This is a genomic window from Methylobacterium sp. FW306-05-D (assembly GCF_058782155.1).
Genome location: NZ_JBYSXL010000021.1, coordinates 14,812 through 38,211, shown reverse-complemented (window position 1 = coordinate 38,211; position 23,400 = coordinate 14,812). Strand labels below are relative to the sequence as shown.

Genomic DNA, 23,400 nt, shown 5'->3' with positions numbered 1-23,400 from the left:
TTCGTGGCGAAATCCCTGTGCTATGGCCGATCGAGGCCGACCGCCAAGCTCGCCGCGAGAGGGGCTGGCGGCTCGTGGCCGGAAACGCCAGCACAAGCCACGAGGCGCACCCCCATGAAGGACATTCTCGAGAAGCTCGAAGAGCGGCGCGCCCAGGCCCGCCTGGGCGGCGGCGAGAACCGCGTCGTCGCCCAGCACAAGCGCGGCAAGCTGACGGCGCGCGAGCGCATCGAACTCCTCCTCGACCACGGGTCGTTCGAAGAGTTCGACATGTTCGTCCAGCACCGCTCCACCGATTTCGGCATGGAGAAGCAGAAGATTCCCGGCGACGGCGTGGTCACGGGCTGGGGCACCATCAACGGCCGTACCGTGTTCCTGTTCTCCAAGGACTTCACGGTGTTCGGCGGCTCCCTGTCGGAGGCGCACGCGGCCAAGATCGTCAAGGTCCAGGACATGGCGCTGAAGATGCGCGCGCCGATCATCGGCATCTTCGATGCCGGCGGCGCCCGCATCCAGGAGGGCGTCGCGGCGCTGGGCGGCTACGGCGAGGTCTTCCGCCGCAACGTCGCGGCCTCGGGCGTGATCCCGCAGATCTCGGTGATCATGGGGCCGTGCGCGGGCGGCGACGTCTACTCGCCGGCCATGACCGACTTCATCTTCATGGTGCGCGACACGAGCTACATGTTCGTGACCGGCCCCGACGTGGTCAAGACCGTGACCAACGAGGTGGTGACGGCGGAGGAACTCGGCGGCGCCAAGGTCCACACCACCAAGTCCTCCATCGCCGACGGCTCCTTCGAGAACGACGTCGAGGCGATCCTGCAGATCCGCCGGCTGCTCGACTTCCTGCCCGCCAACAACATCGACGGCGTGCCCGAGATCGAGAGCTTCGACGATCCGTTGCGCCTCGACATGAGCCTCGACACGCTGATCCCGGACAATCCCAACAAGCCCTACGACATGGGCGAGCTGATCCGGCGGGTGACCGACGAGGGCGACTTCTTCGAGATCCAGGGCGCTTACGCCCGCAACATCATCACGGGCTTCGGGCGCATCGAGGGCCGCACCGTCGGGTTCGTCGCCAACCAGCCGATGGTGCTGGCCGGGGTGCTCGACTCGGACGCCTCCCGCAAGGCGGCCCGCTTCGTGCGATTCTGCGACGCCTTCTCGATCCCGATCGTCACCTTCGTGGACGTGCCGGGCTTCCTGCCGGGCACCGCGCAGGAATATGGCGGCCTGATCAAGCACGGCGCCAAGCTGCTCTTCGCCTACAGCCAGGCGACCGTGCCGCTCGTCACCATCATCACCCGCAAGGCCTTCGGCGGGGCCTACGACGTGATGGCCTCCAAGCACGTGGGCGCCGACCTCAACTACGCCTGGCCCACCGCGCAGATCGCCGTGATGGGCGCCAAGGGCGCGGTGGAGATCATCTTTCGGAGCGAGATCGGCGATGCCGAGAAGATCGCCGAGCGGACGGGCGAGTACGAGGACCGCTTCCTCTCGCCCTTCGTGGCCGCCGAGCGGGGCTACATCGACGAGGTGATCATGCCGCACTCCACCCGCAAGCGCGTCGCCCGGGCGCTCGGCATGCTGCGCACCAAGGAGATGGAGCAGCCCTGGAAGAAGCACGACAACATCCCGCTCTGAGGCCGGAGCCCGGCCCGGCCCCCCGCCGGGCCGGGCCGGGCCGGGCCGCGCAAAACATTCCGGTGGCCTATTCCCGGAAGACTGCCATGATCCCTCACCCACACCGGGAGGAGACATGGCATGGCGACGGAACAGAAGCGTGGAAGTCGCGAGGCGAAGAAGCCGAAGAAGCCCGTGACGAAGACGATCGCGGCGGCGCCCTCGACCAAGGGCATGGTGATCGCCGCTCCGAAGGCCGGCAAGAAGTAGGACGTCGCCGGTGCCGCCGCTGGCCGATCCCGCAGGCGGCGCCGGCCCGGGCCTCAGCCGTGGGCGGGCCCCGCGCCCTCAACGGTCTTGCCCGCCGGATCGGACGGGCTCCCGAGATTCAGCAGGACGATCTCGGGGGGCACGCCCAGGCGCACGGGGATGCGGCTGACGCCGAAGCCGCCGGAGACGATCATGTGCCGGCCCTTCCGCACCACGTGGCCGTAGGCGAAGTCGTTGCCGTGGACCGACGGGATCGCCGGCGAGTAGCCGAACAGCCGGATCTGTCCGCCGTGGGTATGGCCGGCCAGCGTCAGGGCCACCCGCGCCGGCACCTGCATGAACAGGTCGGGCTCGTGGATCATCAGGAGCACCGGCGCGGCATCGGTGACCTTCGCGAGCGTGCCCGGAAGGTCGTCGCGACCCCATTCGATGTCCCGCAGGAGGAACGGGATCTGGTCGCCGACCCCGGCGATCCAGAACGGCTTCCCGTCCTTCTCGAGGCGCAGGGCATCGTTCTCCAGGACGGGGATACCGACATCCTCAAGGGCTCGCTGCGCCGCCACGGGCCCGTCGAGGCGCGCCTGGGCCTGCTTGTCGTCCCACCAGTCGTGGTTGCCGAGGATCGCGTAGACGCCGAGCGGCGCGCGCAGCGCCGAGACCACGCGGGCGAAGTCCGTCAGGGGGATCTTCCGGTAGGTCACGCTCGGCCCGGCCGGATAGTCGCCCAGCATCAAGATGAGATCGGGCTTCAGCGCGTTCGTGGTGTCGACGATCTCGGCGATCCGGTCGAGCGGCATGAACGGCTCGCCGACATGGAAATCGGCCAGCACGGCGACACGCAGGCTCAGGCCGGGCGTCCAGTTCGGCAGGACGGGCGCGTAGGGCGTGACGACCAGGCGGTAGAGCGGCTCGATGCCGAACGCGTAGACACCGGTCGACCCGACGACACCCGCACTCGCTCCGAGCCCGGTCAGGAACTGCCGGCGGCTCGGCAGGATCAGCATCGTCAGGCTCCTCGGTCGCGCGACGGGCGCGGCACGCTTCTCTCGCCGCCAATGGTGACGAAATCGAGGAGCACGCGACGCCCGTGCCGACGGATAGGACCGAGACGTTGCGGAAGGACTACGAAAACCGCGGAATCGTGCCTCGCGACACAACCGAAGCCGGACTGTCAGCCGAGGGGCGTGTCCTCGTGCTCGAAGCGCGCGGAGCGGGGGCTGCTCACGCGACCCGTGCGGGGCGCTGTCTGCGCGGTCGAGACGACCCGTACGGCAGCGGCGAGCGCCGGCAATGCCACCGGCCGCAATGTTTCGGCCTGGTGATCGACGATGATCGTGGAACGGTCCGAACGTCGAGCGGTGCTTGAGGTCTGCTGGCGCGGGTACATGCGACGGGTGTCCTGTTGTGTTCGACGGACCCGCTCAGGTTCTCGTGCCTGATCTTGAGCCATGCACGTCTCACGGGCACCGAAAGGCTCCACCCGGACGCATATCGAACGACGTGAGCACCATACAGCCGCGTCGTACCTGAATGAAAGCTTAAGGCTCTCACGATCTCTCGACGGACGCGGGCACGAGATTTAATCCCGGTCGCGAAACACTTAAGCAGAGGCACGACTGCAGTGCGAAGGACATGATGCATCGCGAAGAGCATCTTCGCGATGCTGTCCTAATCCTTAGGGCGTGACGAGCGGAGCCGCCTCCAGCTTCTGCTCCGAGATCCATGCCAGAGTGCGGTCGAGGGCGCGCGTCAGCCGGTCGAACAGCGTGTCGATCTCGGACGGCGCGATCACCAGGGGCGGGCAGACCGCGACGCGGTCCCCGGCGAGGAAGCGCACGATCAGCCCCTCGGCCTGCGCGAAGGCGACCACGCGCGCCGCCACGCCGGCCTTCGGCGCGTACTGGCGCCGGGACGCCTTGTCCGCCACGAGCTCGATGCCGCCGATCAGGCCGATCCCGCGCGCCTCCCCGACGAGGGGGTGGTCGCCCAAGGCCGCGAGGCGCGCCTGGAACTGGGGCGCCTTCTCGGCGACGCCCGCGATGATGCCGTCGCGCTTGTAGATCGCGATGGTCTTGAGGGCGACGGCGCAGGCGACGGGATGCCCGGAATAGGTGGTGCCGTGGCCGAAGGTGCCGAGCTTGGCGCTCTGCTGCACCATGAGGCGATAGAGCGGCTCGTCCACCGAGACGCCGCCCAGCGGCAGGTACCCGGACGTCAGGGCCTTGGCGAAGGACAGGCTGTCCGGCCGCATGCCCATCGCCTCCGACCCGAACCAGGTGCCGAGCCGCCCGAAGCCGCAGATCACCTCGTCGGCGATGAAGCGCACGTCGTGCCGGTCGAGCACGGCCTGGATCTTGGCGTAATAGCCCGCGGGCGGCAGGATGGCGCCCCCGGCCCCCAGCACCGGCTCGGCCACGAAGGCCGCCACGGTCTCGGGGCCCTCGCGCAGGATCACCGCCTCCAGTTCCGCGGCGAGCCGCGTGGTGAAGGCGTCCTCGCTCTCGCCCTCCAGCCCGAAGCGGTAATGGTGCGGGCAGCCCACGTGCAGGAAGCCCGGCAGGGGCAGGTCCCAATCGGCGTGGTTGGCCGGCAGGCCCGTCATCGAGGCCGTGGCCACGGTGACGCCGTGATAGCCCTTGATGTGCGAGAGGATCTTCTTCTTGCGGGGCCGGCCGAGCGCGTTGTTCATGTACCAGGTCAGCTTGACCTGCGTGTCGTTGGCCTCCGAGCCCGAGGAGGTGAAGAAGATCTTCGAGGTCGGAACCGGCATCAGCTCCTTCAGGGTCTCGGCGAGCTCGATCGCGGGATCGTGGCTGCGCCCCGAGAACAGGTGGGTGAAGGGCAGGCGCGCCATCTGCTCGCTGGCCGCCTCCACCAGTTCCTCGTTGGAATAGCCGAGCGCCGTGCACCACAGGCCCGCCATGCCCTCGAGATAGGGCCGGCCGTCGCTGTCATAGACCCAGACCCCGTGTCCGCGCTCGATCACCAGCGGGCCCGTCTCGCGGAAGGTCTCCAGGTTGGTGTAGGGGTGGATCAGGGTTTCGACGTCGCGGGCGGCGAGGTTCGAGAGCATATTTTTGCCTGACGGTTGACCGATGGCCGACATGGGTGCCCGACTGTAGCGAGGGGCGCCCCCCGTAGAAACCCGCGCGACGTCGCAACCGGACCTGACGCCATGCTCGACCCCGCCACCATCGTGGCCCACCCGGCCCCGGGCCGCGCCTGCGGAACCTGCACCCTCTGCTGCAAGGTCTACGACGTGCCGGCGGTGGATTCCGTCGCCGGGCAATGGTGCCGGCACACGAAGCAGGGTAGGGGCTGCGCCATCCACGCGACGCGGCCCGACCATTGCCGCGCCTTCCACTGCCTCTGGATGACGGAGGCCTGGCTCGGCCCGGAATGGAAGCCCGAGCGCGCCAAGCTGGTGCTGAGCCTCGATCCGGTCTCGCGCCACATGAACGTGCAGGTCGATCCGGGGCAGCCGAACGCCTGGCGGCGCGAACCCTATTACGGCCAGTTGAAGCGCTGGGCGGCCTCGTCCCTGGCCCAGAAGCGCCACGTCCTCGTCCACCTCAACAAGTCCACCACCGTGGTGCTGCCGGACCGCGACGTCGCCCTCGGCGTCTTCGAGCCCGGCGACCGGATGGTGGCGCGCGAGCGCATGACGCCGCAGGGCGTCGTCATCGAGGTCGAGAAGGTGCGGGATGCGGCCTGAGCCCCTCGGACGCACGATCCGCGGCATCCTGTTCGACAAGGACGGCACCCTCGTCGACTTCGACCGCACCTGGGGCCCGGCGGCCTATTCGGTGATGTCCGACCTGTCGGGCGGCGATCGGGTGCGCCTGGAGGCCCTGATGCGGGTAAGCCACTACGACGAGGCCGGGCGGCGCTTCGCGCCGACCTCGCCCCTCATCGCCGGCTCCTCGGCGGGCTACGGCCCGCTCTGGGCCGAGGTGCTGGATCGCCCCGCAGGCCCGGCGCTCTACGGCGAGATGGATGCGCTGTTCCGGGCAGCGGGCCTGGTCGCGCTGACGCCGATCGGAACGCCGGCCGATCTCGCCGCGCGTCTCGCCGCCGCCGGCTACGCCCTCGGCATCGCCACCAACGACGCCGAGGCCTCGGCCCGGGCGCAATGCGCGGCCCTCGGCCTGGCTCGCCATTGCGGCTTCGTGGTGGGCTATGATTCCGGGCATGGATCGAAGCCGGAACCCGGCATGGTCCAGGCCTTCGCCGACCATCTCGCGGTGCCGGCGGACCGCATCGCGATGGTCGGGGATTCGCCCTACGACCTCGTGGCGGGCCGGGCCGCCGGAGCGATCTCGATCGCGGTCCTGAGCGGCCCCCTCGGTCCGGCGGCCCGGGCCGAGATGGCGCCGCTGGCCGACCACATCCTGGATTCGGCCGCGGACCTGCCGGCGCTGCTCGGCCTTTAATCCGTTCCGCCCGGGGCGGCCTGCTCGCGCGCCAGATCGCGCCACTTGAGGACGAGGCGCTCGAAATCCGCGATGTCCCCGGCCGGCAACCGGCCCAGGGTGCGGGCCACGTAGGCCTTCTGCGCCACGATCCCGCGGGTCGCGAGGTCGGTCCCGGCGGCCGTCAGGTAGAGGGCATGCGAGCGCCGGTCCCCCGGGATCGGGCGACGCTCCACGAGGCCCGCCTCGACCAGGCGGTCGATCAGGCCGGAGACGTTGCCCTTCGTGACGTAGAGCCGTTCCGCCAGGTCCTGCTGCGTCATTCCCTCCCGCTCGGTGAGGGTGGAGAGCGCATCGAACTGCGGAATGGACAAGCCCAGTCCGCGCAGTTCCCCGGCCATCGCCGCGGTGACCCGGCGATTGAGGCGGATGAAGCGGAACCAGACCCGCAACGGATCGGCGGCCTCGGCGGGAATCGGGCAGGGCGGGGGCGCGGGCATCGTCGCGGGGCTATAGCAGACGGACCGCGCCCCCCGGAAGCGGCGCGACGCATGGCCCGGGTGGCGCCGCGGGGCGGGGCCCGGTAAAGCTTCCCTCCCACGGCCCCGCGGATCTTCCAGACAGCGAATCCCGTCACAGCATGCGTCGTCTGCCCTATGAGGATCCCGTCACCCGCGCGGGCCCGGTTTCGCGGACCGTCGCGGTCCTGGCCGTCCTCGTCAGCCTCTTCGCCCTGGTTCTGGTGCGCGATCCCCGCGCCGAGGCCGGTCCGGCCCTGGCCACCCTCGGCGCCGGCCTCGTGCTGGCGGGACTCGCGGTGCTGATCGCCCTGGTCGCGTTCGTCCAGGTCTGGCGCGAGGGCGCGCGGGGCCTCGGCGCGGCCCTGGCGGGGCTGTTCCTGGCGAGCCTCGTCCTCGCCTATCCGGCCTTCGCGGCCCTGCGCGGCCTGCGGCTCCCGGCGATCGCGGACGTGACCACCGACACCGAGAACCCGCCGGCCTTCTCGCGCTCGCGCGTGGCCTTCGCGGCGCGAGAGGGGCGCTATCCGCCCGATCCCGGCCCCGCCGCGCGGGCCGCCCAGCGCGCCGCCTACCCGCAGATCGCCCCGCTCACCCTCGATCTCGACGCCGACGAGGCCTTCGAGCTCGCCCGCAAGGCGGCGGTGAACCGGCGCTGGCAGATCGTCGAGGCGATCCGCCCCGGCGGCCGCATCGGCAACGGGCGGATCGAGGCGGTCTCGCGCGGCCCGATCCTGAACCTCGCCGACGACGTCACCGTGCGCGTCCATCCGCGGGCGGACGGGGCCCGCATCGACGTGCGCTCGGCCTCGCGCCTCGGCACCCGGGATCTCGGCAACAATGCCGACCGCATCCGGGCCTATCTCGACGAGGTCGCCAACCTCGCCATCGCGGTGAAGTGACCGGAGATCAGGCCGGCCCGTAGCGGCCGTCGAGCCGGGCCGGGCCGTCGCTGCGCACGATCCCGCGCTCGACCAGATCCTCCAGGTGGGCGAAGACCGACAGGGCGGCCGCGCCGTGCAGGGCCGGATTCAGGCCCTGGTAGATCGCCGCGACGATGGCGCGGATGTCGCGGTCGCCCGCCTCCACGCGGCTGCGGATCGCGGTCTCGCGCTGGCGCCGATGAGTGGCGAGGCCGCGCACGAAGCGGCGGGGATCGCGGACCGGACCGCCATGGCCGGGCCAGTAGATCGTCTCGTCGCGGTCGCGCAGGGCCTCGAGGGACTCCATGTAGGCGCGCATCGCCCCGTCGGGGGGCGCCACGACGGTGGTCGACCAGGCCATGACGTGATCGCCGGAGAACAGGGCCGCCTCCTCCCGCAGCGCGAAGGCGAGGTGGTTCATGGTGTGCCCGGGGGTCTCCAGGGCCTCCAGGGTCCAGCCCGGACCCGTGACGGTCTCGCCGCTGCGCAGGTGGCGGTCGGGGCAATGGTCGCGGTCGGCACTGGCATCGAGATGGGGGATCTCGCCCTCCGAGAGGTCGCGGGCCGCCCTGTGCGCCCCGCAACCGAGGATCGGTGCCCCCGTGCGCGCCCGGAGCAGGCGGGCCCCCGGCGAGTGGTCCCGGTGCGTATGGGTGACCAGGATGGCGGAGACGACGGCCCCCGCGCAGGCCTCGACGAGCGCCGCGATGTGCCCCTCGTCCGCCGGGCCCGGATCGATGACGGCGACGGCCTCGTCTCCAACGATGTAGCTGCAGGTCCCGGTGGCCGTGAACGGACCGCCGTTCGGCGCGATCCGTCGCCGGACCAGGGGCGAGAGCCGCACCGTCTCGCCGCTCGGAGGCAACGCGCCGTCGAAGACGGGGTCGGACTGCGTCTCGCTCATGCCGGCTCCTGACCGCGTGGGACCGGCCCCGGCCGTACGCCATCGCCGGACCGGGGACAACGCACGCCGTCGGGCGGGCGGCCCCTTCAGTAGACGAAGGGCGATGCCATCACGACGCGCGTCGGGGCCCGTACCGCGACGAAACGCGGCTCGACCTCGATCGGCGGCGCCACGGATTCGAAGCCGCCGGAGGCCGCGACCCGCAGGCGGTTCGGGCGGTCCGCGTTGCGAAGCTCCCGGCGGAAGGCCCTGGCATCGGCTTCGCGGCGGATCACATCGACCTTGGCGTCGATGTCGCGCCGCGCCCGACGCGACAGGCCCCGGGCCTCGCGGAAGTCGACCACGCCGAAGCCGCCGGAGCGAACCGGCGTGACGACGGCGGCGCTCGCCTCGGTGGCCACGACGTCGCCGGCGCGCAGAGTCATGTCCTGCAGGATCGGCAGCGGCGCGGCGACACCCTGCTCGGGCTGGCAGCTGCAATGCTCCACCCGCTTCGTCCGATACAGGTTGGCCACCGCGAGGCTGCGATAGGGCTGCCCGTCGAGGCCGACGGCGCGGTCGAGCTCCGTCTCCCCGGAGCCCAGGGTGAACAGGCGCGTGGGCGTGTTCGGGCAGGCGGCCGCGCAGGCGGCCTCGTGGACCGGCAGGTCGGAGCGGGCGCCGAGACGCCCGAGGGGGAAGACGTAGCCATCGCAGGACCGCACGCAGACGGTGCGCGCGCCCGTCAGCGCCGGGCGGCCGCCGGCCTCCGGACCGAGGGCCACCCGCGTCACCGGCGCCGCTCCCCTGGGGCGCCGGACCCGGGCCGGCCGGGCCGTCGCCTCGACGACGGGCCTCGGCGTCTGCCGGATCGTCCGCGCCGCGGTGACCCGGCGGGCATCGGGCAGCGAGGCGTAATGCGCCGGGCGTCGCGCGGGCATCGTCACCGTCGGGGCCGGTTCCGGGCCGCGGAAGATCGTCTCCAGGAAATCGAACAGGCCGCCCCGCTCGGACGCCTTGACGATCGTCGTGCCGGCCGTGACCCCGCCGAGCCCGAGCAGGAGGCCGGCGAGCGCCGTCACCACCATCTGCTGACGGGTTCCGGCCGGGGCGAGACGCTGCCAATTCATACCTGCCGGCTCCGCTTGCGTCGCCTCGACGACCCTGGCCGCATCACCGGTCGGCTGCAGCCTCGTCAGGTACACAGCATCGCGGACGCGGCGCAACGGCGGCAAACAACCGAGACGCACGGTATCCAGCGGCCGTCGATGAACCCGGGGCGACACCCGATCGGATCGCGGCCGACGACCGCCTCGCGCCCGAACCCAGGCCATCCCTGCACGACAGCGACCGGTATCGCTCCGAAGAGGTTCCTGGATCGATCCCGCCGACCTCGAGGGACAGTCATACCGCCCGAAGCCGACACTGGTGAAGGGCAGTCCAGCCTCCCGGAAAGCTCTGCGAATGTCAGTCTCCGATCGAGCCCTGATCCTGCGCGCCGCGCGAGCCATCACGCGTCCGAAGATCGGAGGCGAAGCGACCTGGCAACGCGGCGGAGCTGAGTGGACCAACATTGGAATTGGGTACGGGTTGCGCCTCGACGATCAATAGGAGGCGCACGACTGATCTTCATCTATGATATTGATCAGGATTACTAATCATGACGCATGATCACAAAGACGTTATCGGACTTTAAGGATGATTTAAACTCTCTCTGCCACAAGCAATACAAACAAAAAGGAAAGTCGGCCACAACCGTGACGGTCAAAGGCACAACAGGCTTCGATGACGTCGAGCGCTTCGGACGGTCGGATCGACAGCACAATCCGCCTGTGGAAACGCGAGCCCTCTCCTTCACCCGTGGCCGGACCGGTCTCGCGATCCACCGGGCGGCGCCGACATGTCCGAATGGCAGTGGAACGCCTCACATCCAGGGATACCGCCGATGACGTTCTTCAATTCGCGCACCACCGCGAAGCTTCAGGCGCTGGATCGGTCCCAGGCGGTGATCGAATTCCTTCCCGACGGGACGATCGTCACGGCGAACGAGAATTTTCTGCAGACCGTGGGCTACACGCTGGCGGAGATCCAGGGTCGGCACCACCGGATGTTCGTCGACCCGGCGGATCGCGAGAGCCTGGCCTACGGAGCCTTCTGGGCGGCCCTGGCCAGGGGCGAGTTCCAGCGCGCCGAGTACCGGCGGATCGGCAAGGGCGGTCGCGAGATCTGGCTGCAGGCGACCTACAACCCCATCCAGGGCCGGGACGGCCGCACGATCGGGGTCGTCAAGTTCGCCACGGACATCAGCGCCGAGAAGCTGCGCAGCGCCGACACCCTGAGCCAGATCGAGGCGATCGACCGGTCGCAGGGGGTGATCGCCTTCGATCTCGACGGGACGATCCTCACCGCCAACCGGAATTTCCTGGGCGTGGTCGGGTACAGCCTGGACGAGGTGAAGGGCCGGCACCACCGCATGTTCGTCGATCAACCCGAGCGGGACAGCGCGGGCTACCGCGCCTTCTGGGCAGGGCTCGCGCAGGGCGCGTTCCAGAGCGGCGAATTCCGCCGCGTCGGGAAGGACGGCCGCGAGATCTGGCTTCAGGCGATCTACAACCCGATCCTCGATCCGGCCGGACGTCCCATCAAGGTGATGAAGTTCGCCACCGACATCACCGCCGAGAAGCTGCGCAATGCGGAATTGCGGGGGCAGGTCGAGGCGATCGGACGCTCGCAGGGGGTGATCCACTTCGACCTCGCGGGGCATGTCCTCGACGCCAACCCGAACTTCCTGTCGGTGCTGGGCTATCCCCTCGACCAGATCCGGGGGCAGCACCATCGCATGTTCGTGGACCCGTCCTACGGCGCCTCGTCCGAGTATCAGGCCTTCTGGGCGGCCCTGCGCCGGGGCGAGTTCCAGTCCGGCATCTACCAGCGCGTCGGCGCCGGTGGACGCGCGATCTGGATCCAGGCTTCCTACAATCCGATCTTCGACACGAGCGGCAAGCCGTTCAAGGTGGTGAAGTACGCCACCGACATCACGACCCGCATGCGCTCGCAGATCGGGGCCGCCGGCGCCTCGTCCCAGACCCTGGTCAACGTCCAGACCGTCGCGGCGGCGGCCGAGGAGCTGAACGCCTCGATCGGTGAGATCGCCAGCAGCCTAGCCCGATCGCGCCAGGAGGTCGACGAGATGGACCTGCGCGCGCAGCGGGCGGAAAGATCCACCGGCGAACTCGCGGGCGCGGCCGCGTCGATGAACGGCATCGTCCAGCTCATCCAGGGCGTCGGCGCGCAGATCAACCTGCTGGCGCTCAACGCGACCATCGAAGCCGCCCGGGCCGGGGAGGCGGGGCGCGGCTTCGCCGTGGTGGCCGGCGAAGTGAAGAACCTGTCCAACCAGGTCACGAACGCCACCGCCCGGATCGCCGAGGACATCAAGACGATGCAGGCGGTCTCGGGCGACGTGGTCGCCACCCTGACCGCGATCGGGCAGTCGATCGATGCCGTCCGGGGCTTCGTCACGGGCGTGTCCTCGGCGGTGGAAGAGCAGAGCGCCGTGACCAACGAGATCTCGATGAGCATGCAGACCGCGGCTCATGGCGTCGCGGACATCGATCGCAGTCTGCAATCCCTGGCCTCCTGAGCACGCGCCGAAGCCGACCCATCGGCGAACCCGACGAACTTAGCCGTTTGCTCTTATTATAGCCCCTGCTATAATGCGGAGGGTCGCCCCGCGGCGTCCGGTTCTTCCTTCGTCGGAAACACGCGCAGACATGGCTCGATACGAACACGCTCCGGCTCCGGGTCCCGTCTCGGCGCAGAAGCCCCCCTCCGCGGAAGGGGCTTGGCGCTTCAGCCAGGAGACGCACGCCCAGCCCAGCCTCGGGCGCATGAACGGAAGCGTCCCCGTCCAGGCCGACGGGACCTGGCTGCGCCGCCTCCTGGCCTTCATCGGCCCCGGCTACATGGTCTCGGTCGGCTACATGGACCCGGGCAACTGGGCCACCGACATCGCGGGCGGAGCACAGTTCGGCTACACGCTGCTATCGGTCATCCTGCTCTCGAACCTGATGGCCATCGTGCTGCAGGCCCTGTCCGCCCGGCTCGGGATCGCCACGGGGCGTGATCTCGCCCAGGCCTGCCGCGACCACTATCCGCGGCCCGTCAGCTTCGTCCTGTGGATCGCCTGCGAGGCCGCCATCATCGCCTGCGACCTCGCCGAGGTCATCGGCACCGCCATCGCCCTCAAGCTCCTGTTCGGCCTGCCCCTGGTCGTCGGCGCCACGCTCACGGCGCTCGACGTCTTCCTCATCCTGCTCCTGATGCGACGGGGCTTCCGCGCCCTGGAAGCCTTCGTCATCGCGCTGCTGGTGGTGATCTTCGTGAGCTTCGGCATCCAGATCGCCCTGGCGGCGCCGCCGATCCAGGCGGTGCTCGGCGGCTTCCTTCCCTCCTCCGAGATCGTGCTGAACCCGGCCGCGCTCTACATCGCCATCGGCATCATCGGCGCCACCGTGATGCCGCACAATCTCTACCTGCATTCGTCGATCGTGCAGACGCGGGCCTATCCGCGTACCGAGGCGGGCCGGCGGGGGGCGATTCGCTTCGCGGTGACCGACTCGACGATCGCGCTGATGCTCGCCCTGTTCGTGAACGCCGCGATCCTGATCATGGCCGCCTCGGTGTTCCATGCGCAGGGACGCACCGACGTGCAGGAGATCGAACAAGCCTACGAGCTGCTCTCGCCCCTGCTGGGAGCCGGCATCGCCTCGACGCTGTTCGCGGTGGCCCTGCTGGCCTCGGGCCTCAACTCTACCGTCACCGCGACGCTGGCCGGGCAGATCGTGATGGAGGGCTTCCTACGCCTGCACATCCCAGATTGGGCGCGGCGCCTGATCACCCGCGCCATCGCGATCGTGCCGGTGGTCGGGGTGACGGCGCTCTACGGGGAACAGGGTACGGCGAAGCTGCTGGTGCTGAGCCAGGTGGTGCTGTCGATGCAGCTCCCCTTCGCCGTGATCCCGCTGGTCGGGTTCGTCTCGGACAAGCGCAAGATGGGCGTCCACGCGATCCCGTCCTGGCTGAGGATCCTGTCCTGGGCCATCGCCACCGTCATCGTCGTGCTGAACGTGAAGCTTCTGTTCGATACCGTGATGGGCGCCTGAGCGGCGCCGCATCAGGCGGAGTCAGCGGCGACGGTCGGCGCGCACGCGCACCGGAACGGGCTGAGGCGCAGACATCGGACCTTCGAGGATCGCACCGATCAGCGAGCGGCTGGCCTCGGCAACGGTTTTGATCAGACGTCGCGCGAGGGAGGCGACAGTCGATTGTCTCATGACGGGCTCCTGACCGACGGGCTGAGGACGAACGTCGCATTCCGGGCCGGGTTCCGGTTGCGATGAGACACAGATAGCGAGACCAGTGTCTCCTGCTCAGGGGTCGAGGGCAATCCGCCGCATTCGCGGGACAGGCGCAAAAAAGCACCGGCGCGGGACGCCGGTGCCTCGACGGGAGGCATATCGATGGCTGGCGGGTGGGTCTCTCCACCGCGCCACGCGTCCGCCCCCGGGACGCGGCCCGGGTGTTCGCGTCGGGCCCTACGGCTTGCCGCGCTTGGCCATCAGCTGCTCGATCAGCGAGCCGCCCTTCTCGATGGCCGCGAGTTCCTCCGCGACGGCATCGACGGTCTCGCGGATCTGCTCGGGGGTATGTTCGGACGTGATGAAGAAGCGCAGGCGCGAGGCCCGCTCCGGCACCGCCGGGTGGATGATCGGCTGCACGTTGATGCCGCGCTTGTAGAGGCGGTCCGACAGCGTCACCGACTTCAGGGAATCGCCGACGATGACCGGGATCACCGCGAGGCCGAGGCTCGTCCCCGTGTCGAGGCCGTGCTTCTTCGCACAGGACAGGAACAGGTGGCCGTTCTGGCGCAGGCGCTCCACCCGCTGGGGCTCGGCATGCATGATCTCGAGGGCCGTCTCGGCCGCGGCGGCGAGCGGCGGCGAGATGCCGACGCTGTAGATGAAGCCGCCGGCGGTGCACTTGAGGTACTCGATCAGCGCCGCCGGTCCGGCGACGTAGCCGCCGCAGGTCGAGAGCGTCTTCGAGAGGGTCCCCATCCAGATGTCGACCCCGCGCGGATCGACGTCGCAATGCTCGGCCAGACCGATGCCGGTGCGGCCGAGGACGCCGAGTCCGTGGGCGTCGTCGACCATCAGCCAAGCGTCGTAGCGCTGCTTGAGGGCGATGAGGGCGGCCAGATCCGGCGCGTCGCCGTCCATGCTGTAGAGGCCCTCGACCACGATGAGGGCCCGACGATGCTCGTGGCGCGTGGCGCCGAGCAGCGTCTCGAGGGCGTCGAGGTCGTTGTGGGAGAACGAGCGGCGCTGCGCGCCCGACAGCTGCGCACCCGTGACGATGCTGTTGTGGCTGAGGGCGTCGTGGAAGATCACGTCGCCCGGCTCCAGCAGGGCGCCGATCGTGGTGACGTTGGTGGCGTGTCCGCTCACCATCACCACGCAGGCCTCGGTGTCGTAGTGATCGGCCAGGGCCTTCTCGAGGGAGAGGTGCCCGGGGCGCTCGCCGGCCACGATCCGGCTCGCGGAGGCCGAGGTGCCGTAGGTCTCGATGGCGCGGGCGGCGGCCGCATTGACGTCCGGATGCCCGTTCAGCCCGAGATAATCGTAGGACGAGAAGTTGACGAAGGACTTGCCGGCGATGCGCGTCGTGGCGCCGGCCCTGGTCTCGTGCACCCGGAAGAACGGATTGCCGAGGCCGATCAGGTCGGCGGCCGAGCGCTGGAGGCGCAGTTCCCGGTAGCCCGGCAGCGACTCGAAGTTCTGTACGGAGGGATCACCCGAAGGACGCTGCGCCGGACGGGCGGGAGCCGTCCGGTTGGCGTTGCGCCCGAGGCGGTTCGTGACGAAGCCTGCCAGGGCCGCGCGTCCGCCGTCCGGTCTCGCGGAATTGCTCATGCGGCATGCCTCAAGGGGAATTGGCTCACGGAAGGATTTCTTTGATCGCGAGACTGTTCTCTTCGACCATCGCGTGGAACGGCTCGAGGGTGCGCACGTCCACGCCCTCGCTGGCATGGCGCTGGGCCAGACTCATCACGGCCGCCGCGGCTTCGTCCACCGGCGCCGCGATCGACTGGATCAGGGTCTCGGTGAGTTCGTTCACGGTGAGGCCGGACGAGATGCCGGAGGGCGGCGCCTCGAGGGCGAAGCGCTCCTGCAGGCTGGCGCCGAGCTCCACGCCCATCAGCGAATCGAGGCCGATCTCGGAGAGATGGCGCACGCGGCTGATGTCGTCCTTGGGCAGGCGCAGGATGCGCGCGATGTCCTCCACGATGGCGTCCGCCACCGTCTTGCGCACCGTGTCGATGTCCTGCGTCTTCAGCAGCATGCCGATGTTGATGGCCGCCACCGTGCCGGCTTCCATCTGCTGGTCCGAACCGAGTTCGGCGTAGCTCGGGCTCTTCATGGTGGCGAGGCGCTCGCGCGCCTTGCCCCAATGCATCGACGCGATGGCGATCACGGCGTCGTCCGGGTTCGTGCCCTGGCCCTCCAGCGCGTCGGCCATGAGGTCGAGGCAGTGGCGGGCCTCCATCGGGGTCACGCCGACGCGGCCGGCCAGGGTCTCCATCACCGCCCGGTTGCGCGCCAGCACGCCCACATCGCCGATCGCGCCCCAGGCGACGGCCAAAGCCGGCAGGCCGAGCTTGCGGCGACGCCGGGCGAGGCCTTCCATGAAGCCGTTCGCGGCGACGTAGGCGCCCTGGCCGGGATTGCCGATGAAGGTCGTGGCCGAGGAGAACATCACGAAGTAGTCGAGCGTGCGCCCGCGCGTCGCCGCATCGAGGTGCTCGGCACCGATGACCTTCGGGCGGATGACCGTGTCGAGGGCGGCGGCATCGATGTTGGCGATGAGGCCGTCCTGCAGCACCATCGCCCCGTGGATCACACCGGCCAGGGACCGGCCCTTGCGCTCCACCTCGGTCAGCAGCGCGTCCACCGCCTTGCGGCTGGTGATGTCGCAGGCCATCGCGGCGACGTTGACGCCGCGGGCGCCGAGATCGGCCACCACCTGCTTCGCCTCGGGGCTCGCGGCCCCGTTGCGGCCGACGAGGACGATGTGCTTCGCGCCCCGGTCGGCGAGCCAGCGGGCCGCCTCGATGCCGAAGCCGCCGAGGCCGCCGGTGACGAGGTGGACGCCCTCGGACGAGATCGTGAAGGCGGAGGTCTCGGCCTGCATCACGCTGCCGGGCTTGGGCGGCGCGATGACGATCTTCCCCACATGCCCGGATTGCTGCATCAGCCGGAAGGCGTCCGAGACTTCGTCCGCCGTGAACGGCTGGAAGGGCAGGGGCTTCAGGCCACCCTCCTTGAACAGGGACATCACCTCCCGGAACAGCCGGGCTCCGTCCTCGCCCTGGTGCTGGAGGACCTGGTCGAGGTCGACGCCGAAGTAGGACAGGTTCCGGCGGAAGGGGCGAAGGCCGATATGGGTGTTGGCGACGTAGTCGCGCTTGCCCAACTCGATGAAGCGGCCGAACGGCTTGAGGACGTTGAGGCTGCGCTCCATCGCCTCGCCGAACAGGCTGTTGAGCACCACGCCGACGCCGTCGCCGGTGATCCGGCGGACATCGTCCACGAAGGCGAGGGAGCGCGAGTCGAGCACGTGCTCGGCACCCAGCGCCTTGACGAGGGCGCGCTTCTCCCGCGACCCCGCGGTGGCGATGACGCGCGCCCCCTTGAGCTTGGCGATCTGCAGGGCGGCGAGGCCGACGCCGCCGGCACCGCCATGGACCAGCACCCATTCGCCGCGGCGCAGGCGGGCACAGCTGACGAGACCGTAATAGGCGGTGAGGAAGGCGACCGGCACGGTGGCGGCGGCCTGCGGATCGAGGCCGGGCGGGCTCGGGGCCACGACGAGCTCGGGCACGACGATGTGGGTCGCGAAGCCCGACTGCGCGAAGGCGACGACCCGGTCGCCGGGCTTGAAGGCCTCGACGCCCTTGCCGACGGAGAGGACCCGACCGGCGACTTCGAGGCCGAGGCGGGGTCCGGCGAAGCCGTCCTCGAGGATCTCCTCCGGCAGCATCGACAGGGCCCAGAGGACATCGCGGAAGTTGAGACCGGTGGCCTCCACCGCGATCTCGACCTCGCCGCGACCCGGCGCCCGGCGCGTCGCCGGTCCCCAGGCCATCTCGTTGAGACCGCCGGTGTTGCTGCGCTCGAGGCGCGCGGCAGGGGCCGGAACGGCGTCGGCGCCGGGACGGCGGGAGAGCTGACCCGGCGAGAACCGGATCACCCGGGTGCGGTCGGCGTCGAGGATGATCTCGGTCTCGAGCGTGCCCGAGAGGATGAGGTCGCGCAGGCGCTCCGCGGCGGCCTTGGTGGACAGATCTTCGGCGAGATCGATCCGGCGCACGTCGAGGTTCGCCACCTCGTTGGCGAGCGTCCGGCTGAAGGCCCAGACGCCGGCCTCCACCGACCCGGTCGGGTCGCCGGCATCGCGGGTCGCGCCGGGGCAGACGACCCAGAGCCGGGTCTGGCGGCTGCCGAGATGCTCGACGCAGCGCTTCAGGCTGAGACAGCGCTCGCGCAGGCGATCGGCCGCCGCGCCGGAATGGTTGAAGGCGCCGGCGAGGAACACGACCGTGTCCGGCGTCTCCCGCTCCAGTTCGAGCAGGGACTGCTCGGAATCGAGGATGATCGAGACGTGGACGCCGCTCGCGACCAGCAAGGTCGCCAGCGAGGACGCGGTCTCGGCCGCGAAGGCATCGTGCGAGCCGATGACGAAGGCGAAGGTCTGACCCGGGGCCGGTCTCGCGCGGACCGGAGCCTCGGCGATGAACAGGAGGTCGTCGCCATTGGCCGAGACCGCGCGATCGACCGCCACGCGCACCAGGCCCGTGTCGCTCAGGGCGCGTTGCCAGCCGGTGATGTCGTCGAGGCGGCCCACCGGCATGTCGGCGCCGGCCTCGAACCAGTCCGGGGTCAGGCCGAAGACGAGGTCGCGGAACAGCGAGGCGCCGGGCTCGACGGCGACCAGGAAGCCGCCCGTGGCCAGCGCATCGGCGACCTTGCCGAGGAGCGCCCGCTCGGAGCGGTGCAGGACGTTGCTCGCCAGGATCGCGTCGAAGCTGCCGGGCGTCAGATCGGCCGTATCCTCGATCACGGTGACGCCGCGCGGCAGGGCGAGCCGTGCACGTTCCGCCAGGCGGCGGTCGGTCTCGTAGACCGTGAGCTGCGCCTCGATCCCGTCGGCGAAGGCGGCGGCCTGGGCCGCGAGCGGACCGAAGCCGACCTGGAGCACCCGCAGGGCGCGGTCGCGGGGCAGGGCAGTCCGGCCGGCCTCGGCGAGGTCGGCGATCACGTCGGCGGAAGCGCGCGCGGTCGCGCTGCGCAGGATGAAGGCGTCGAGGGCATTCTGCGAGAGGGTGGGGGCCTCGGTGAGGTCGCCCGAGAGCAGCCGCCCGACCACCGCGCCGATGTCGGCGGTGAGCACGAGTTCGGCCGAGAGCTCGGGATGGTCGGCGGCGATCCAGCGCATGATCTCGTCGGGCGCCGGCAGGGACACGTCCTTGCGCAGCGTCCAGCGCTCGCCGTCGAGGGTGGCGAGGTCGCTGCTCTCCAGGGCGTAGAGGGCGTTGAGGAGCCAGGGACGCATCGCCTCCGGCACCCGCTCGTCGATCGCCACGGTGCCGGACCGCTGCAGGCCTTCCGCGAGGCGGTAGGCCATCGAGGTCGCCCAGCCCTCGAGAAGAAGGTGTCCCGGTGCCAGGGGGGCCTCGGCCGGGGCGACGGCGGCCTTACAGGCCGGACGGATCGCGTCCGCGACGCGCTTTCCACGCTCCATCGCGATGGCGGTGGGCTCGGTGGCGAGTTCCGGCCGCTGCCCGATGGCATAGGCCGCGAGATCGCTGCCGTTCTTGGCGCGCAGAGCCTGGAAGCGGCCCTCGCGCAGGGTGGCGATGACCTCGCCCTCGGCATCCACCAGGGTGAAGTCGGCCAGGATGCTGCGCTCGTTGGCGCGCCGGGTCCGGATCATCGCCCGGGCGATGACGGCGCCGGGCTTCACGAGGCGGATCTCGCCGAAGCGGACGGGGACGTAGGCCTTGGTCGAACCCTCGCCCATCAGCCCGGCGAAGAGGAGGATGAGCCCGTGGAAGCAGGAATCGAGGCGCGCGGGCACGAGCCCGAAGCGGGCGTCGGCTTCGGCCGGCAGCAGTTCGGAGACGATGGTGGTCTCGTCGAGGCGCGCACTCACGGCGACCTGGCGGAAGCTCGGACCGAAGCCGAGGCCGGAAGCGGCGGCCAGGCGGTAGAGCCCCTCGCCCGCCACCGCGTGCTCGGCGGGAACGTGCATGTCCACCGGCGCGGGCGCCGGGAAGCTGCCGTCGATGATCTTGGCCGCCGCATGAAGCTGCCAGGCGGCCTGGGTCAGGCGCGGCCGGCTGAGGATCTGGATGGCATTGCCGGAACCGGCGACGCGCACCGCGACCTCGCGCAGGGATTCCTCGCCGAACACCATCGGCGACTGGATCTCGAACTCGGCCAGCACCACGCTGTCGGTCTTCATCGCCTCACGGGCGACGCCGAGCGCCATCTCGATGAAGGCCGCGCCGGGCAGGATCGCCTGGCCGTCGATGCGGTGATCGTCGAGCTCCGGCACCGTCGCGATATCGACATGGCCGTGCCATTCGAGACCGTCCGGTGCGACGCGGGACCCGTAGAGCGGATGGTAGGGGCGGGGGGTGGCCGCACCGACGCCCTCGGTGGTCTCGGCGAGGCGGAAGGTCCGCCGCTGCCAGGGATAGAGCGGCAGCGAGACGTCGCCGACCGGGTTCTCGCCGAACACCGTGGCCTCGTCGACGGCGGCACCCTGGACGAGGGCGGCCGCGACGGTGCGGGCGATCGGATCGCCGCCGGCCGGCTTGCGGTGCAGGACGCCGATGGTGGCGTTCTCGATGCCGAGGGGCTCGATGGCGTCGCCGATATGCGACAGCAGGGTGGCGCGGGGCCCGACCTCGATGAACACGCGGGCCCCCTGGCGGGTGGCCTCCTGCACGGCTTCGCAGAAGCGCACCGGCTCGCGGATGTTGCGCCACCAGTAGCCGGCCCCGAACTGGTCGCCGGCCAGCACCTTGCCGGTGACGGTCGACACCATCGGGGTCGTCGCGGGATGCGGCTTCAACCCGGCGAGATCCCGCAGCAGCGGCTTCTCGGTCGGGTTCATCAGCCGCCCGTGGAAGGGGTATTCGAGGTCGAGCTTGCGGCCGCGGCGGCGCTTGCGCGCCAGCGCCTTCATCGCGGCGTCGATGTCGTCCACCGGGCCCGCCACCGTGATGGCCTTCGGGCTGTTGTAGGCCGCGATATCGAGGCTCGGGTAATCCTTGAGGAACAGTTCGATCTCGTCGGCGGGCGCCAGCAGCACCGCCATCGTGCCGAAGCCGCGCGTCGTCTCCTGGTGCTTGCTGCGGTAGAAGATGACCTTCACGGCCTGTTCGAGGCTGAGGATGCCGGCGGCTTCCGCCGCGGCGATCTCGCCGACGCTGTGGCCGAGGACGTAGCTCGGCTTCAGGCCACGGGCCCGCAGGGCCGTGGTCGAGGCACTGGAGATGGCGAAGATGAGGGGCTGCGACACCCGCGTGAGGGCGAGGCGCTCCTCCAGATCCTCGGCGAACAGAGCCTCCTTCAGCGACCAGCCGGACAGGGCGTGGAACAGGCCGTCGATGCGGTCGAAGGCCTCGCGGAAGGCGGCGTTCTCGTCATAGGCCTCGCGGCCCATGCCGGCCCACTGGCTGCCGTTGCCGGAATAGACGAAGGCCACCTCCGCCGCGCGATCCACGGCCGTGCCGAGAAGGGCCTCGGGCGCATCCTCGGCCTCGCCGACGGCGCGCAGCACCGCCGGCAGATCGGCCTCCAGGGGCACGGCCAGACGGGAGGACAGGCGCTCGCGGCGATGGGCGGCAGCGGCCGCGATCCGGGCGGCTTGGGCCTTGTCCGCGCCGTCGAAGCGCTCGGCATAGTCGAGGGCGAGTTCGTTGAGGGCGGCCCGGCTCTGGGCCGAAAGCAGCAGCACCTCCGGCGCGCGGGTCGCCTTGGAGGCACCGGCGGCACCGACCGGCGGCCCGTCCGTCAGAACGACGTGCGCGTTGGTGCCGCCGAACCCGAAGGAGTTCACGCCGGCGAAGCGCGCCTTGCCGTCGCGGGTGAGCGGCAGGGGCTTGTTCGTCACCGACAGGTTGAGTTCCCGGAAGGGGATCTCGGGGTTCAGTTCGGCCGCGTGCAGCGAGGTCGGGAACAGGTCGTGCTCCAGGGCGAGGCTCGCCTTGAGCAGGCCGGCGAGGCCCGAGACCGGCTCGGTATGGCCGATATTGCTCTTGATCGACCCGATCGGCAGCGGCGCCTTGCGCGGGCGACCGAGCTTTCCGCCGATAGCGCTCGCCTCGATCGGGTCGCCCACCGGCGTGCCGGTGCCGTGGGCCTCGACGAAGACCACGGAGTCGAGATCGATCTCGGCCTCGCGGTAGACCTGCTCCAGGAGCGCGCCCTGCGCGTAGCCCGAGGGCAGGGAGATGCCGGTGGTGCGACCGTCCGAATTGACCCCGCTCGCCGCGATGACGCCGCGCACGGTGCTGCCGTCCCGCAGGGCCGCCTTGGCAGACTTGAGCACGAGGACCACGCCGCCCTCGGAGCGCACGTAGCCGTCCGCGCTCGACGAGAAGGCCTGGCACAGGCCGGTGCGCGAGAGCATCTGCGCGTTCGAGAAGCAGATGAAGTTGAAGGGGCTCGCCAGGAGGTTGACGCCGGCGACGACGGCGGTGTCGATCCGTCCGCTGGAGATCGCCGCCACGGCGGCGTCGAGCGCAACGAGGGACGACGAGCAGGCGGTGTCGACGGTGAAGCTCGGCCCCTTCAGGTCGTAGATGTAGGAGATGCGGTTCGACAGGATCGAGAGCGTGTTGCCGGTGGCCGCGTAGGCATCGCCCGACGAGGTGTCGAGGACGCGCAGGTTGCCGTAATCGAGGGAGGAGGCGCCGACGAAGACGCCGATCTGGGTGCCGGCCACGTCCGAGGGACGCAGCCCCGCATCCTCCAGGGCCTCCCAGGTCAGCTCCAGCAGCAGGCGCTGCTGCGGGTCCATCTGTTCGGCCTCGCGGGGCGAGATGCCGAAGACGCCCGGGTCGAACGACCAGATGTCGTCGAGGACACCGGCGGACCAGGTGTAGCTCTTGCCCCGCTCCTGAGCGCGCGGGTGCCCGAAGCGCTCCAGCGACCAGCGGTCATCCGGGATACGGCCGACGGCGCATCGCGCCTCGGTGAGAAGCTGCCAGAGCCCGTCGACGCTCGAGGCGCCGGGAAGCCGGCAGGCACGGCCGATGATCGCGATGTCTGTACGTTGTGTCACGTTCGATTCGCACACGCTCTTGAACGGGGGGACAGGATCGACTTGCACCACCGGCGGCAACCAGCCCGATCCTTAGTATGGCTCCAGGCTACTGTCCAACCGGAGCACCTGGAATCAGGGCAGTCACCGATCGGGAACATCGACCCTGTTGCACGTATTCATCAATCTTCCCGGCAAGACGAGGGAGCAATTGGCCCAAACAACCGGCGACTATCCCTCGATCTTGAACAGTTATTTTCCAACAATTGTCACAATTCGGACATCGTGGCCCGATCCGGCTCCATTGCCGTCTCGGATCGCTGCAGCAAACCCGTCGCTTCCTTGCTTCGGAAGCGGCTCGATCGAGGGCC

15 protein-coding genes are annotated in these 23,400 nt (G+C 70.1%); 7 read left to right on the top strand and 8 right to left on the bottom strand.

The window, feature by feature from the left end:
- Positions 1–114 precede the first annotated feature (114 nt).
- A complete protein-coding gene (locus AC3WLN_RS09980; RefSeq protein WP_492480849.1) occupies positions 115–1,647 on the top strand; it encodes an acyl-CoA carboxylase subunit beta in 1,533 nt (510 codons plus the stop codon).
- 120 nt (positions 1,648–1,767) lie between these two features.
- On the top strand, positions 1,768–1,896 hold the full coding sequence (locus AC3WLN_RS09975) for a hypothetical protein (RefSeq protein ID WP_463776593.1): 129 nt from the start codon (positions 1,768–1,770) through the stop codon (positions 1,894–1,896).
- Between the two features lie 53 nt (positions 1,897–1,949).
- On the opposite strand, the gene AC3WLN_RS09970 is transcribed toward AC3WLN_RS09975, so the two are convergent.
- The 3 genes from AC3WLN_RS09970 to AC3WLN_RS09960 all read right to left on the bottom strand — a co-directional run bounded on the left by AC3WLN_RS09970 (position 1,950) and on the right by AC3WLN_RS09960 (position 4,969).
- Positions 1,950–2,900, bottom strand: coding sequence for a metallophosphoesterase (locus AC3WLN_RS09970; protein ID WP_492480848.1), 951 nt, complete (start codon positions 2,898–2,900; stop codon positions 1,950–1,952).
- A gap of 167 nt (positions 2,901–3,067) precedes the next feature.
- Positions 3,068–3,283 (bottom strand): hypothetical protein, encoded by a 216-nt coding sequence (locus tag AC3WLN_RS09965; protein WP_492480847.1) that lies wholly within the window; start codon positions 3,281–3,283, stop codon positions 3,068–3,070.
- A gap of 288 nt (positions 3,284–3,571) precedes the next feature.
- Entirely contained in the window at positions 3,572–4,969 is a 1,398-nt protein-coding gene (locus AC3WLN_RS09960; protein ID WP_492480846.1) for an aminotransferase, read from the bottom strand.
- Between the two features lie 102 nt (positions 4,970–5,071).
- On the opposite strand from AC3WLN_RS09960, the gene AC3WLN_RS09955 reads away from it, so the two are divergent.
- Positions 5,072–5,611: a hypothetical protein gene (locus AC3WLN_RS09955; RefSeq protein WP_492480845.1), complete on the top strand. Its 540-nt coding sequence runs from the start codon at positions 5,072–5,074 to the stop codon at positions 5,609–5,611.
- On the top strand, positions 5,601–6,329 hold the full coding sequence (locus AC3WLN_RS09950) for an HAD family hydrolase (protein WP_492480844.1): 729 nt from the start codon (positions 5,601–5,603) through the stop codon (positions 6,327–6,329). Before AC3WLN_RS09955 ends, AC3WLN_RS09950 begins: the two co-directional genes overlap by 11 nt.
- On the opposite strand, the gene AC3WLN_RS09945 is transcribed toward AC3WLN_RS09950, so the two are convergent.
- Positions 6,326–6,808 (bottom strand): MarR family winged helix-turn-helix transcriptional regulator, encoded by a 483-nt coding sequence (locus tag AC3WLN_RS09945; protein WP_492480843.1) that lies wholly within the window; start codon positions 6,806–6,808, stop codon positions 6,326–6,328. The two genes, AC3WLN_RS09950 and AC3WLN_RS09945, sit on opposite strands and share 4 nt — an antisense overlap.
- A 140-nt stretch (positions 6,809–6,948) precedes the next feature.
- Here AC3WLN_RS09945 and AC3WLN_RS09940 point away from each other — a divergent pair, with 140 nt between their 5' ends.
- Positions 6,949–7,728: a DUF1499 domain-containing protein gene (locus AC3WLN_RS09940; protein ID WP_463776617.1), complete on the top strand. Its 780-nt coding sequence runs from the start codon at positions 6,949–6,951 to the stop codon at positions 7,726–7,728.
- A gap of 7 nt (positions 7,729–7,735) precedes the next feature.
- On the opposite strand, the gene AC3WLN_RS09935 is transcribed toward AC3WLN_RS09940, so the two are convergent.
- Both AC3WLN_RS09935 and AC3WLN_RS09930 read right to left on the bottom strand, forming a co-directional pair.
- Complete coding sequence (locus AC3WLN_RS09935) at positions 7,736–8,653, bottom strand: MBL fold metallo-hydrolase (protein ID WP_492480842.1); 918 nt, start codon at positions 8,651–8,653, stop codon at positions 7,736–7,738.
- Between the two features lie 86 nt (positions 8,654–8,739).
- Positions 8,740–9,762 (bottom strand): DUF2865 domain-containing protein, encoded by a 1,023-nt coding sequence (locus AC3WLN_RS09930; RefSeq protein WP_492480841.1) that lies wholly within the window; start codon positions 9,760–9,762, stop codon positions 8,740–8,742.
- 815 nt (positions 9,763–10,577) lie between these two features.
- On the opposite strand from AC3WLN_RS09930, the gene AC3WLN_RS09925 reads away from it, so the two are divergent.
- Positions 10,578–12,275, top strand: a complete 1,698-nt coding sequence (locus AC3WLN_RS09925) for a methyl-accepting chemotaxis protein (RefSeq protein WP_492480840.1) — start codon at positions 10,578–10,580, stop codon at positions 12,273–12,275.
- A 130-nt stretch (positions 12,276–12,405) separates the two neighbouring features.
- Positions 12,406–13,797 (top strand): Nramp family divalent metal transporter, encoded by a 1,392-nt coding sequence (locus AC3WLN_RS09920; RefSeq protein WP_492480839.1) that lies wholly within the window; start codon positions 12,406–12,408, stop codon positions 13,795–13,797.
- Positions 13,798–14,229: 432 nt separating this feature from the next.
- Here AC3WLN_RS09920 and AC3WLN_RS09915 read toward each other — a convergent pair whose 3' ends face one another.
- Positions 14,230–15,606, bottom strand: coding sequence for an aminotransferase class I/II-fold pyridoxal phosphate-dependent enzyme (locus tag AC3WLN_RS09915; RefSeq protein WP_492480838.1), 1,377 nt, complete (start codon positions 15,604–15,606; stop codon positions 14,230–14,232).
- Between the two features lie 25 nt (positions 15,607–15,631).
- Positions 15,632–23,050, bottom strand: coding sequence for an SDR family NAD(P)-dependent oxidoreductase (locus tag AC3WLN_RS09910; RefSeq protein WP_492480837.1), 7,419 nt, complete (start codon positions 23,048–23,050; stop codon positions 15,632–15,634).
- Positions 23,051–23,400: the final 350 nt, after the last annotated feature.

What these genes read in the sequence shown, in the direction of transcription:
- AC3WLN_RS09980 (WP_492480849.1), top strand. Translation starts at nt 115, where the DNA reads ATGAAGGACATTCTCGAGAAGCTCGAAGAGCGGCGCGCCCAGGCCCGC.
- AC3WLN_RS09975 (WP_463776593.1), top strand. Translation starts at nt 1,768, where the DNA reads ATGGCGACGGAACAGAAGCGTGGAAGTCGCGAGGCGAAGAAGCCGAAG.
- AC3WLN_RS09970 (WP_492480848.1), bottom strand. Translation starts at nt 2,900, where the DNA reads ATGCTGATCCTGCCGAGCCGCCGGCAGTTCCTGACCGGGCTCGGAGCG.
- AC3WLN_RS09965 (WP_492480847.1), bottom strand. Translation starts at nt 3,283, where the DNA reads ATGTACCCGCGCCAGCAGACCTCAAGCACCGCTCGACGTTCGGACCGT.
- AC3WLN_RS09960 (WP_492480846.1), bottom strand. Translation starts at nt 4,969, where the DNA reads ATGCTCTCGAACCTCGCCGCCCGCGACGTCGAAACCCTGATCCACCCC.
- AC3WLN_RS09955 (WP_492480845.1), top strand. Translation starts at nt 5,072, where the DNA reads ATGCTCGACCCCGCCACCATCGTGGCCCACCCGGCCCCGGGCCGCGCC.
- AC3WLN_RS09950 (WP_492480844.1), top strand. Translation starts at nt 5,601, where the DNA reads ATGCGGCCTGAGCCCCTCGGACGCACGATCCGCGGCATCCTGTTCGAC.
- AC3WLN_RS09945 (WP_492480843.1), bottom strand. Translation starts at nt 6,808, where the DNA reads ATGCCCGCGCCCCCGCCCTGCCCGATTCCCGCCGAGGCCGCCGATCCG.
- AC3WLN_RS09940 (WP_463776617.1), top strand. Translation starts at nt 6,949, where the DNA reads ATGCGTCGTCTGCCCTATGAGGATCCCGTCACCCGCGCGGGCCCGGTT.
- AC3WLN_RS09935 (WP_492480842.1), bottom strand. Translation starts at nt 8,653, where the DNA reads ATGAGCGAGACGCAGTCCGACCCCGTCTTCGACGGCGCGTTGCCTCCG.
- AC3WLN_RS09930 (WP_492480841.1), bottom strand. Translation starts at nt 9,762, where the DNA reads ATGAATTGGCAGCGTCTCGCCCCGGCCGGAACCCGTCAGCAGATGGTG.
- AC3WLN_RS09925 (WP_492480840.1), top strand. Translation starts at nt 10,578, where the DNA reads ATGACGTTCTTCAATTCGCGCACCACCGCGAAGCTTCAGGCGCTGGAT.
- AC3WLN_RS09920 (WP_492480839.1), top strand. Translation starts at nt 12,406, where the DNA reads ATGGCTCGATACGAACACGCTCCGGCTCCGGGTCCCGTCTCGGCGCAG.
- AC3WLN_RS09915 (WP_492480838.1), bottom strand. Translation starts at nt 15,606, where the DNA reads ATGAGCAATTCCGCGAGACCGGACGGCGGACGCGCGGCCCTGGCAGGC.